12 protein-coding genes are annotated in these 11,866 nt (G+C 63.6%); 9 read left to right on the forward strand and 3 right to left on the reverse strand.

Annotated elements, in window-relative coordinates; genetic code table 11:
- Positions 1-7 precede the first annotated feature (7 nt).
- The 9 genes from lpxD to ACJRPG_RS19425 all read left to right on the forward strand — a co-directional run bounded on the left by lpxD (position 8) and on the right by ACJRPG_RS19425 (position 9,207).
- Positions 8-1,066, forward strand: coding sequence for a UDP-3-O-(3-hydroxymyristoyl)glucosamine N-acyltransferase (lpxD, locus tag ACJRPG_RS19385; protein WP_408001747.1), 1,059 nt, complete (start codon positions 8-10; stop codon positions 1,064-1,066).
- Positions 1,063-1,551, forward strand: a complete 489-nt coding sequence (gene fabZ, locus ACJRPG_RS19390; RefSeq protein ID WP_408001748.1) for a 3-hydroxyacyl-ACP dehydratase FabZ — start codon at positions 1,063-1,065, stop codon at positions 1,549-1,551. The genes lpxD and fabZ overlap by 4 nt, the downstream gene beginning before the upstream one ends.
- Complete coding sequence (lpxA, locus tag ACJRPG_RS19395) at positions 1,551-2,342, forward strand: acyl-ACP--UDP-N-acetylglucosamine O-acyltransferase (RefSeq protein ID WP_408001749.1); 792 nt, start codon at positions 1,551-1,553, stop codon at positions 2,340-2,342. Before fabZ ends, lpxA begins: the two co-directional genes overlap by 1 nt.
- The gene (lpxB, locus tag ACJRPG_RS19400; RefSeq protein ID WP_408001750.1) at positions 2,326-3,480 is read left to right on the forward strand and encodes a lipid-A-disaccharide synthase; all 1,155 of its coding nucleotides are present in this window, start codon (positions 2,326-2,328) and stop codon (positions 3,478-3,480) included. The genes lpxA and lpxB overlap by 17 nt, the downstream gene beginning before the upstream one ends.
- Positions 3,477-4,100, forward strand: a complete 624-nt coding sequence (gene rnhB / locus ACJRPG_RS19405) for a ribonuclease HII (RefSeq protein WP_408001751.1) — start codon at positions 3,477-3,479, stop codon at positions 4,098-4,100. Before lpxB ends, rnhB begins: the two co-directional genes overlap by 4 nt.
- Entirely contained in the window at positions 4,097-4,882 is a 786-nt protein-coding gene (locus ACJRPG_RS19410; protein ID WP_408001752.1) for a TrmH family RNA methyltransferase, read from the forward strand. Before rnhB ends, ACJRPG_RS19410 begins: the two co-directional genes overlap by 4 nt.
- An 18-nt stretch (positions 4,883-4,900) precedes the next feature.
- Complete coding sequence (locus tag ACJRPG_RS19415; RefSeq protein ID WP_408001753.1) at positions 4,901-6,097, forward strand: EAL domain-containing response regulator; 1,197 nt, start codon at positions 4,901-4,903, stop codon at positions 6,095-6,097.
- A gap of 139 nt (positions 6,098-6,236) precedes the next feature.
- Positions 6,237-8,120 (forward strand): patatin-like phospholipase domain-containing protein, encoded by a 1,884-nt coding sequence (locus ACJRPG_RS19420; protein WP_408001754.1) that lies wholly within the window; start codon positions 6,237-6,239, stop codon positions 8,118-8,120.
- Between the two features lie 82 nt (positions 8,121-8,202).
- On the forward strand, positions 8,203-9,207 hold the full coding sequence (locus tag ACJRPG_RS19425; protein WP_408001755.1) for an SDR family oxidoreductase: 1,005 nt from the start codon (positions 8,203-8,205) through the stop codon (positions 9,205-9,207).
- Positions 9,208-9,258: 51 nt separating this feature from the next.
- Here ACJRPG_RS19425 and ACJRPG_RS19430 read toward each other — a convergent pair whose 3' ends face one another.
- The 3 genes from ACJRPG_RS19430 to ppsR form a co-directional block, all read right to left on the reverse strand.
- A complete protein-coding gene (locus ACJRPG_RS19430; RefSeq protein ID WP_408001756.1) occupies positions 9,259-9,855 on the reverse strand; it encodes a phosphatase PAP2 family protein in 597 nt (198 codons plus the stop codon).
- 75 nt (positions 9,856-9,930) lie between these two features.
- Entirely contained in the window at positions 9,931-10,794 is an 864-nt protein-coding gene (locus ACJRPG_RS19435) for a cupin-like domain-containing protein (RefSeq protein ID WP_408001757.1), read from the reverse strand.
- On the reverse strand, positions 10,794-11,642 hold the full coding sequence (ppsR, locus tag ACJRPG_RS19440) for a posphoenolpyruvate synthetase regulatory kinase/phosphorylase PpsR (RefSeq protein ID WP_408001758.1): 849 nt from the start codon (positions 11,640-11,642) through the stop codon (positions 10,794-10,796). Before ppsR ends, ACJRPG_RS19435 begins: the two co-directional genes overlap by 1 nt.
- Positions 11,643-11,866 lie beyond the last annotated feature (224 nt).

Consider the following 11,866-nt stretch of genomic DNA (forward strand, 5'->3'; position numbering starts at 1 on the left):
ACACCCGATGGGCCTTCGACTAGGAGAATTGGTCGAGCGCCTGGGCGGAGAGTTACATGGCGACCCGAACATCGAGGTGATCGGGATTGCGCCATTGACGGACGCCGGCGCTTCGCACATCAGCTTTCTCAGTAACAGCAAGTTCCGCGCACAGGCGGGACAAAGCCAGGCGGCGGCGCTGATCGTCTCCGGCAACGATGATCCGGTTGTGGCGCAGACCTACCAGGGCGCCCGCATCGTGGTCAAGAACCCTTACGTCTACTTTGCGCGCGCGGCCCAGTATTTCGAGTCGCTGACGGCCTTCGTGCCGGCGGCCGGCATTCATCCGTCGGCGGTGGTCGATGCGGCCGCCCAGGTGCACGCCACGGCCCATATCGGCCCGCGCGTGGTGGTGGAGGCGGGCGCCGTGGTCGGCGCCAATGCCGTGATCGAAGCAGGCTGCTTCATCGGCCGCAATGCGCAGGTGGGCGAGGGCACGCATTTCTTCGCCAATGTGACCTTCCAGCACGGCTGCATCATCGGCAAGCGCGGTGTGCTGCATTCGGGCGCCGTGATCGGCACCGACGGCTTCGGCTTCGCCAATGAAGGCGGCGTGTATATCAAGATTCCGCAGGTGGGACGGGTGGTGATCGGCGACGATGTGGACATCGGCGCCAACACCACCGTGGACCGCGGCGCTCTGGCCGACACCATCATCGAAGATGGCGTGAAGCTGGATAACCAGATCCAGATCGGGCACAACTGCCATATCGGCGCGCACACGGCCATGGCCGGCTGCGTTGGCGTGGCGGGCAGTGCCAGGATCGGCAAATACTGTACCTTCGGCGGCGCGGCGATGGTGCTGGGGCACCTGACCATTGCGGACCATGTGCATGTATCGTCGGGCAGCATGGTATCGCGCTCGATCCTGGAGCCGGGGCAGTACACCGGCTTCTACCCGCTGGCCAAGAACAGCGAGTGGGAAAAATCCGCCGCCATCGTCCGTAACCTTTCGGCCATGCGGGACAAAATCCGCGCGCTCGAAAAAACCATTAAAACGATAACGAATCAAGCAGAAGAATCATGACCACTCCAGAGAACAAGACCCTCGACATTTGTCAGATCAAAGCCTACCTGCCGCACCGCTACCCGCTGCTGCTGGTGGACCGCGTGCTGACCTGGGAAGCCAACAAGAGCATCACCGCCATCAAGAACGTGACCGTCAACGAAGAATTCTTCAACGGCCACTTCCCGCACAAGCCGGTGATGCCGGGCGTGCTGATGATCGAAGCGATGGCGCAGACCGCGGCCATCCTGTCCTTCCTCACCATGAACATCAAGCCGGACGAGAACTCGGTGGTCTACTTCGTGGGCATCGACAATGCGCGCTTCAAGCGCCCGGTAGGTCCTGGCGACCAGCTGAAGATGGACGTTGAAATCCTGCGCGTATCGCGCGGCATCTGGAAATACAAGGCCGTTGGCAGCGTGGACGGCCAGGTGGCGGTGGAAGCGGAACTGATGTGCACCATTCGTAACGCAGCAGACGCGAGCCAGCCGGCAGCGGGGCAATAATGGCAACCAAGATCCATCCTACCGCCATCGTCGATCCGCAAGCCCAGCTGGGCGAGGGCGTCGAGATCGGCGCGTATTCGATTGTGGGCCCGAATGTGGTGATCGGCGCGCGCACCTGGGTCGGTCCGCACGTTGTGATCGAAGGCCACACCACCATCGGCGAAGACAACAAGTTCTTCCAGTTCTCGTCCATCGGCGCGCCGCCGCAGGACAAGAAATGGCAGGGCGAGCCGACGCGCCTGGAAGTGGGCGACCGCAACACCATCCGCGAGTTCTGCACCTTCAACCTCGGCACCGTGCAGGACAAGGGCGTGACGAAGCTGGGCAACGACAACTGGATCTCGGCCTACGTACACCTGGCGCACGACTGCGTGGTGGGCAACAACACCATCTTCTCGAACAATGCGCAGATGGCCGGCCACGTTGAAATCGGCGATTACGTCATCATGAGCGGCTACGCCAACGTGCACCAGTTCTGCAAGATCGGCGCCCATGCCTTCGTCGGCATGAGCACCAGCCTCACGCAGGACGTGCCGCCATTCGTGCTCCTGAACGGCAATCCGGCACAGGCGCACGGCATCAATATCGAAGGCCTGAAACGCCGCGGCTTCACCCGCGAGCAGATCAGCGCGCTGCGCGCAGCCTACAAAACCCTGTACCGTTCCGGCCTCACGCTGGAAGAAGCCAAGGCCGCGCTGCTGGAACAGGAACAGGCCACGCCAGAGGCGGCCGTGCACCTGAACGCCTTCCGCACCTTCCTCGATACCGCGAGCCGTGGCATCGTCCGCTGACATATCGATTGCGGCCGTCGCCGGGGAGGTCTCCGGCGACATGCTGGGTGGCCGCCTGCTGGGCGGCCTGCGCCAGCACCTGCCGCGGGCGCGTTTCCACGGCATTGGCGGCCCGCAGATGCAGGCCCACGGCTTCGAGTCGTACTGGCCGATGGATACGCTTACCGTGCGCGGCATCTTCGAAGTCATTCCCCGCTACCGTGAACTGAAGGGCATCCAGAGCACGCTGCGCGACCGGCTGCTGGCGGACCGCCCGGACGTCTTCATCGGCATGGACTACCCCGGCTTCAACCTCGGCCTGGAAAAACAGCTGCGTGCGGCCGGCATTCCGACCATGCACTATATCGGTCCCCAGATCTGGGCCTGGCGCGGCGGCCGCATCAAGAAGATCAAGCGCGCGGTATCGCACATGCTGCTGGTGTTTCCCTTCGAGGAAGAGATCTACCGCAATGCAGGCGTGCCCGCCACTTTCGTCGGCCATCCGCTGGCCGAACTGATTCCGCTGGCGCCGGACGAAGCGGCTGCGCGCCGCACGCTCGGCCTGCCGGAAGACGCCAACGTGGTCACGATCATGCCGGGCAGCCGCATGTCCGAGATCAAGCACAACACGGCTGCCTTCATCGGCGCCGCGAAACTGCTGAAAGAGCGCGACCATTCCTTGCGTTTTGTGGTGCCGATGGCGGGCGAACGGCAACGCCAGCTCTTCCTGCAGATCGTGCAGCAGGCGGGCCTGCAGGACGTGGAACTGCAGCTGCTGGACGGCCAGTCCCACACGGCCATCTGCGCGGCCGATGCCGTGCTGGTGGCTTCCGGCACCGCATCGCTCGAAGTGGCGCTGTTCAAGAAGCCGATGGTGATCGCCTACCGCATGATGGAACTGGAATGGCAGATCCTGCGCCACTTCGGCTATCAGCCGTGGATCGGCCTGCCGAACATCCTGTCGCGCGAATTCGTGGTGCCCGAAATGCTGCAGCACGCCGCCAGCCCGAAAGCGCTGGCCGAGGCCATGTGGAAGCAGCTGGACGACGTGCCGCACCGCCTGCAGCTGGTGCAGCGCTTCACGGACATGCACCACAGCCTGCTGCGCAACAGCGCCCAGGAAGGCGCCGCCGCCGTCATGAAGGTGATCGGAAAATGAGAACGCCACCGCAACCTGGCCTGTTCGACGACCTGCCGTACTCGCTGGAAGAGATTATCTGCGGCGTGGACGAAGCAGGGCGCGGCCCGCTGGCCGGTCCCGTATATGCGGCGGCCGTGATCCTGCATCACGAGCGTCCCATCGCGGGCTTGCGCGACTCCAAGAAGCTCACTGAAGCGAAGCGCGAAGAACTGGCGCCCCTGATCAAGCAGCATTGCGTGGCCTGGGCGATTGCCAAAGCCTCGGAGGCCGAGATCGACCGCCTCAATATCCTGCAGGCCAGCATGCTGGCCATGAAGCGCGCCGTGCATGCGCTGGAGACCATTCCCACGCTCGCCCTCATCGACGGCAACAAGTGCCCGGTAATGAAGATCCAGACCATTGCCATCATCGATGGCGACGACAAGATCGAATCCATTTCGGCCGCCTCGATCCTGGCGAAAACGGCACGCGACGATGCGCTGCGCAAGCTGCACAAGAAATACCCGCAATACGGCTTCGACCAGCACAAGGGCTACGGCACCGAACAGCACCTGGAAGCGTTGCGCCTGCACGGCGTAACGCCGGTGCACCGCCGCTCCTTTGCACCGGTGCGCGAGCTGCTGGAGAAGATGTTTTGAAGTCGATCACCTCGCGCGACAACGCGCAGTACAAAGAGCTGAAACAGCTCGCCACCAGCTCGCAGGCACGCCGCAAGGCCGGCCGCACGCTGCTGGACGGTGTACACCTGTGCGAAGCCTGGCTGCAGCTGCGCGGCCATCCCGAGCAATGCATCGTCAGCGAAACGGGCCTGCACAATCCTGAAGTGGCCAGCATCGTGGCCGGCCTGGAAGCGGAGCACGCGCACTGCCTGATGCTGCCGGACGCCCTGTATGCCGCCCTGAGCCAGGTGGAAAACGGCGTGGGCGTCATGTTCCTGGTCTCCACGCCGCAGCGCGAAATTCCCGATGCACTGACGGTAAATGCCGTCCTGCTGGACAATGTGCAGGACCCCGGCAACGTCGGCTCCATCCTGCGCAGCGCCGCGGCGGCGGGTATCAAGGAAGTTTATTGCAGCCCCGGCACGGCCTTCTGCTGGTCGCCGAAAGTGCTGCGCGCGGCCATGGGCGCCCACTTCGTGCTGGACATCTTCGAGAACGTGGAGCTGCTGCCGCTGCTGGAAAGCGCCCGCATCGCTACGCTGGCCACCAGCGGCTATGCGGAACAGAAGCTGTATGAAGTGGACCTGCGCCAGCCGGTGGCATGGATATTCGGCCACGAAGGGCAGGGCGTGTCGGACGCGCTGCTGTCGGCGGCGCGCCACAAGGTGGTGATCCCGCATCTGGGCAAAGTGGAGTCCCTGAACGTGGCCGCGTGCGCCGCAGTATGCTTTTTCGAGCAAGTAAGGCAGAATCAGGTCTGAGGAATCTTCGGAGCGGGCATGGATATCGGGAGTATGCAGTTTCTGGTAGCGGAAGGTGAGCCGGTACAGCGCGAGCTGCTGACCGGCATGCTGCGCCATATGGGCGCCCAGCACGTGCACACCGCACCGGACGGCCATAGCGCCTTGCGCGCCTTCGACACGGCCGTCGATCCCGCCATCGATATCGCCATCATCGACCTCGCGCTGCCCGGCATGGACGGGCTGGAGCTGATCCGGCGCCTCGCCGAACAGAAATGCCGCGCAGGCCTGATCGTGGTGGGCGCGCAAAGCGGCGACGTAATGTTCTCGGTCGAGACCATGTCGCTGGCCTACGGCGTGGACCTGCTGGGCACCGTCGCCAAGCCGATGAGCGCCGCCAAGCTGGAAGCGCTGATCGAAAACTACACGGCGCCGGATGTGCCGCCGCCCGAGCCGCCGCATCCCCCGTTCACCTTTGCCGAAGTAGGCCGCGGCCTGCAGGCGCGTGAATTCGATCCCTTCTTCCAGCCCAAGATCGAGCTGGAAACGGGGCAGGTGACCGGGCTGGAGATGTTCGCGCGCTGGCGCCATCCCGAGCATGGCGTGCTGGGCCCGCACGCCTTCGTGCAGGTGCTGAAAGAAGCCAACCGCGTCGACTTCCTCGACTGGAGCATGATCGACAAATCGGTCGCCGCCTGCCGCACGCTGCACGACCAGGGCATTCCGATCTCCTTCTCGATCAACGTGGCGCCATCCACGCTGTCGCACCCGCAGTTCATCGCGCAGATCACGGCCTGCCTGGAGCGGCACCGCATCCTGCCGGGCTACATCACCTTCGAGATCACCGAATCCTCGGTGCTGGCGATCGACCCGCATTTCCTGGAACGCCTGCTGCGCCTGCGCATGATGGGCTTCGGCCTCGCGATCGACGACTACGGCACCGGGCGCTCCAACCTGCAGCTGCTGGCCAGCATCCCGTTCTCCGAGCTGAAGATCGACCGCAGCTTCGTGGACGGCGCCTCGAAAAAACGCGCCATCGGCACCGTCCTCAAATCCTGCCTCGGCCTCGCGCGCAGCCTGGACCGCCGCAGCTGTGCAGTCGGCGTCGAAACGAAACAGGACTGGGACTTCCTGCAAGGCATAGGCTGCACCTACGCCCAGGGCTACTACATCGCCAGCCCGATGGCCGTCGAAGACTTCCCCGCCTGGCTCGACGACTGGCGCCAGTTCTTCTAACCCTACAGCCGAGCCCGTGCTGACACCATGGGGTCTGGCCCCATGGTGTCAGCACGGGCTCAGCCGTACAGCGGTGAGAATTGGTGAGCTTATCGGCCGCGATTGCTGCCTATAATGCCCTTTCTCCAGGGGAGGGGCTATGGAACCATCCAGTATCTTGCCGACCGAATGCGATATCGTCATGGAAGGCGGTGTGACGTCCGGCGTGGTTTATCCCTCGTTCGTGGCCCGGCTGGCTACCCGCTTCACCTTGCGCAGCATCGGCGGCACCAGCGTGGGCGCGGTTGCGGCGGTAGCTGCAGCTGCTGCGCAGTACCGCCGCAACGCCTCGCGTGCGTCCGGTGGTGCGGTGGCAGACGATGGCTTCGGCGAGCTGGAAAAGCTGCCGGACTGGCTGCAGACCACGGACGATTCAGGCAAATCAAGGCTTTTCACGCTGTTCCAGCCTTGCCGCGACCTGCGGCGGCATTTCGCCGTCATTGAAATCGCGCTGAATCGCAAGGGGATGTGGGGACGCGTCGGCGCCGTGCTGCTTGGCGTAGCGCTCAATTTTCCCTTGGCGGCACTAGCCGGCGTGGCGACCGTGTTCGCGCTGCACGTGGGCGTCCAGCACCTTGCTGGCGCGGTTGATGCCGTGCGCGCCCTGTTCGATGAACCCTTTTCGCTGCTGTCCATGCTGCTCTGGATGCCGTTGGGTGCCTTTGCCTTCGCGGCAGGCTGGTTCGTGCTGTCTGCCATTTCTGGCCTGAGCAGCAACTACGGCGGCATCTGCCCCGGCACATCCGCGCCGGATGCGGCACAGCCAGCGCTTACGGAATGGCTGCACGGATTGGTGCAGCGGATAGCGGGCTTGCCACCGGAACAGCCGCTGACCTTTGGCCACCTGCAGGCTTCGCAGCCGCCGATCGAGCTGGCCTTCATGAGCACCGGCATCTCCGAATTCCGCGCGCACCGTCTGCCGCATGATGGCGAAGACCTGCTGTTCCGCGTATCGGACATGCAGCACCTGTTCCCGCCGGCGATTGTGCAGGCCATGTGCGCCGCATCGCGGCCGATTGCGGAGTCGAGCAAGGCCACCATCGAAGTGCTGCGCGAGGCCGACCCGCAGCTTGACAATGACACGCAAAGAGACCTGTATTTCCTGCCCGCGGCGGATGCCTTGCCGGTGGTGTTTTGCGCCCGCATGAGCCTCAGCTTCCCGGTGCTGCTGCAGGCAGTCCCCCTGTATCGCCTGCGCTATGTTGAAAGCGATGGCCTCAGCAAAGGTGTCTATACGGTGCGGCGGGTATGGTTCTCGGATGGCGGCCTGACGAGCAATTTCCCCATCCATTTCTTCGATTCGCTGCTGCCAACCCGCCCAACCTTCGGCATTGCGCTGGACAGTTCGCTGGCCGCAGGCGCTCCGCCCGAGGCACGCATCCGCCTGCCAAAAAATAATATGCAGGGCCGCACCACCAGCTATGTGAATATCGAGAGGGAAGACGGCTCGCTGTCGCCAGGCGCTTTCGTTGGAGCGCTGCTGCGCACCATCCGCATCTCGCGTGAAGAAGCATTGAAGCATACGCCGGGCTTTCGTGACCGCATTGTCCAGATCATGCATACCAGGGACGAAGGCGGCCTGAATCTGAACATGCCGCCCGAGTCCATCACGGCGATGAGCGAGAGTGGGCGGGTGGCCGCCGACCAGGTGATCGAGCGCTTTTTGAATGCCGATCCGTCCGAGAACGGCTGGCTGAATCACCGCTGGGTGCGAATGCGCAGCGCGGCGGCGCTGATGCAGCAGAAGTCTGCAAGCATCAGCTACGCCTGGAACGCGGCCAGCCTGCAGCCGGACTACCAGGCCTTATGGCGCGGGCCGGAAGACCTGAACGCTGCTTACCGCCTGAGCAAGGAGCAGTGCGCTGCCGGCGAGCGGCTGTGGCAGTCGCTGGCGGCGGCAGGCCAGTTCGGGCCCGGCGAGGATTTGTCCCAAGGGGCGCCAAAACCACAGCCGACGCTGGAGATTGCGCCGAAACAGACCTGAATTCATACTGTTTCGTCCGGCAAACGTGTGGCCGCAAGCCGCCAAGTCCCCGTAAATTCATGGTGCTAACCGGGAGCCGACCATGAATGACAACGACAACGATGAAGCGCCAGTGACTTCGCGCCGCCTTTTTGTAGGGGCAGTCGCCGGCAGCCTTGTAGCGGGAGCAGCCATGGCGCAGCAGGCCGGCGGCGTGCAGGCCGCGGGCCCGGTGCGCAAGCCGCGTCCCAACTATCCCAAGCCGCCTTTCAAACGCCAGAAGCAGGAGTGGCCCGGCCTTGCAAGCAAGATGACGCCACCGCCCGATCATGGTGAATCCAGTTACCAGGGCAGAGGCAAGCTGGCCGGCCGCAAGGCCCTGATCACAGGGGGCGACTCAGGCATGGGCCGTGCTGCGGCCATTGCTTATGCGCGTGAAGGCGCGGATGTGGCCATCGGCTACCTTCCGGCCGAGGAGCCTGATGCGCGCGACGTCGCTGAACTGATCCGGAAGGCGGGCCGCAAGGCGGTGCTGCTGCCGGGCGACATACGCGATGAGGCGTTCTGCAAGAAGCTGGTGGAGGATGCGGTGCGCCAGCTTGGCGGCCTCGATATTCTCGTCAATAACGCTGCGCGCCAGCAGTCCACCGACTCAATCCTCGACCTCACGACCGAGCAGTTCGACTGGACCCTGAAAACCAATCTGTATGCGATGTTCTGGATCACCAAGGCTGCGGTGCCGCACCTGAAGCCGGGCAGCTGCATCATCAATACGGCCTCGGTGCAGGCTTACGATCCTTCGCCGAACCTGCTGGACTATTCGCAAACCAAGGCGGCCCAGGTGGCATTCACCAAGGCGCTGGCGAAGCAGCTGGCGGACAAGGGGATTCGCGTCAACGCCGTCGCTCCCGGTCCCGTATGGACGCCCTTGCAGGTAACTGGCGGCCAGAAGCCGGAAGCGCTCGACAAGTTCGGCGAGGATGTGGCGATGAAGCGCCCCGGCCAGCCTGCCGAGCTGGCATCTGCCTATGTTGCGCTGGCCTCCGACGAAGCCAGTTACACCACCGCCCACGTTTACGGGGTGGCCGGCGGCAAAGGCCAGCCATAAGCTGAGCCCGCGACATGAGGGGCCTGGCCCCAAGGTGTCGCGAACCCGGCCCTAGGGGGCGATCCAGCCGGAGCGGATGAGACGTGCGAACAGGTAGCGGTGCAGGCGGCTGGCGATGGCGAACAGCATCGGCAGGAAATACGGGGCCATGCTGGCCGTGAGGGCTGCGCTGGCCGAAGCCACCAGCGCGGCGCCCACCATGTCCAGCGGGTAGTGCACGCCGAGGTAAATACGGGCCCACGCCACGGGGAAGCCCAGCAGCACGAAGGCGATGCTGGCGATCCAGCGCGGCCGATGCAGCATCAGGCTGAACGCCACGGACCACAGGAAGGTGAGGTGGTCGCTGGGGAAGGAGGCGTCGGCATCGTGGTGCATCAGCGTGTGGCCCAGCGCAATCACGAAGGGCCGGGGATGCGGCCATAGCTGGCCGATGACATTCGATATCGCGAGCCCGAACCCCGCCGAGACCACTGCCATCAGCATCACCTTGCGCGTATCCTCGCCGCCGCGCAGCCACCCGAACAGCACGAACAGCGGCACCGCGTACACCGCGTACACGCCGAACAGCAATGCCAGCGCAAGCATCGATTGCGATGGATCGGCAGGCGCATTAATCAGGCTGAATAGTGTGTAGTTGAGGTGTTCCATGGTGAGCTCCGCTTTGTCCTGTTGTCGAATTCAGTATTGCACATTCGACAATGTTGTGGCGCGCGGATGGATGAGCTATCGCAAGGAGAACGGCACGCCGCGCGCCCAGCGGTTCGAGGACAGCGAAAACGTCAGCGCGCGCACCTGGTGGTACCAGCCGGCGGGCACATACAGCATGTCGCCGGGATTCACGATGATTTCGGTCATGGCGGCCTGCCGCGCCAGCGGAAATTTATCGTAATCCGGCGCTTCGGGATCGAAGGGGGAGCCGAACAGCATGGCGTTGGCCTCGCGCGGGTACAGGAATTCGTCATGGTGCGGCGGCGCGAGGAAGATGCGCTTGCTGCCCCAGACCTGGGCGAAGATATTGTCGTCGTAATCGCAGTGCAGCGGCGTCATGGTGCCTGCGGGGCCGATCCAGAAGCGCGGCGGTCCCATTTTGTCGAACCAGGAAGGCCAGTGGCACAGGCGGTTCAGTTCGCGCAGCTCCAGGTTGCCGACATATGGCGGAAGGCCGGACGCGTCATTGGCGCTCAGTTCGAGGTACTCCAGCATCGACATGTCCGCCATCGCCCGGTCCGGCGCGAAAGCGGTGTTGATGTAGTCGCCGACGCGCGCCCGTACCGCCATGGCGCCGTACTGTTCGCGCAGCGCCTGCAGCGTGAGCGAAAACAGGGGCCAGCGCTGCACCAGGCCTGTGATCAGGAAGGGCAGGCCTTCGGCGGCGCGCGCACGGAAGGCGGCGGGATCGGGCGAGGCGATACGCGGCACGGACGGCAGCACGGGCAGCTCGCGTGCTGCCGCCTTGATCGCTTCCCGCATCTCATGGATCGAGTTCACGCCGCGAACCGCAGCATCCCTTTGCTCGCGCGCCTGCTTCCGGGCGAGCGCATCGTCCGGCTCTCCCGGCAGCTGCGGCCGGGGCGGCAAACGGGCCATCAGTACTCCCGCCGGTTAGGCTTGATCTCTTGCAGGATGGTGGTGGAGATTTCCTCGATCGACTTGGTGGTCGAGGATAGCCAGCGGATACCTTCGCGCTTCATCATCATCTCCGCTTCGTTCACTTCGTAGCGGCAGTTTTCGATGGAGGCGTATTTGCTGCCCGCGCGCCGCTCATTGCGGATTTCGGACAGGCGTTCCGGCGTAATGGTCAGACCGAAGATTTTGGATTTGAACTCGTACAGGGCCGAAGGCAGCTTGCGGCGTTCGAAATCGTCCGGAATCAGCGGGTAGTTGGCGGCCTTGATCCCGTACTGCATCGCCAGGTAGAGCGAGGTCGGCGTCTTGCCGGAACGGGACACGCCCACCAGGATCACGTCCGCTTCCGACAGGTTCTTGTGCGACTGCCCGTCATCGTGTGCCAGCGAGAAGTTGATGGCCTCGATGCGGTTGCGGTACTCCTCCGAGTCCACGATATTGTGCGAGCGGCCAATGGTGTGCGTCGATTTCACGCCCAGTTCCTGCTCCAGCGGTGCCACGAAGGTCTGGAACAGGTCCATATACATGCCGTTGCATTTGCGGATCACGTCCGACAGCTCGGGCTTCACCAGCGTGGAGAAGATGATGGGCCGCTGGCCATCCGCCGCCGCCGCTTCGTTGATCTTGCGCGCTGCCTGGTAGGCCTTGTCCACGGTGTCGATGAAGGGCAGGCGGATCTGGCGGAACCGCATTTCAAACTGCGTCAGCACCGAATGGCCGAAGGTTTCTGCCGTGATACCGGTACCATCCGATACGAAAAACACTGTTCTGGCGGAGGCGGGAAGTGGAGGGCGTTGCTCTGTGTTCATTGCTGTCAAGATTGTGAATCGTCAATTTGGGCCGCAGGCTGTAAAATGGCCGGAACGGTAAGATTGTGCTGTACGACGACCAGAATAACAAGAAACAAGTCGAGCATGCCCTACGCAAAGATTTCTATCATCAGTAAGGGTGTCATTATGACCAACTTGTCTAACGCAGCATTGAAGGAGCAGAGTACCGGGGCGACATATGTAGCCTCATTCGAAGAACTGAG

Source organism: Pseudoduganella rhizocola (assembly GCF_045984285.3).
GTDB lineage: Bacteria > Pseudomonadota > Gammaproteobacteria > Burkholderiales > Burkholderiaceae_D > Rugamonas.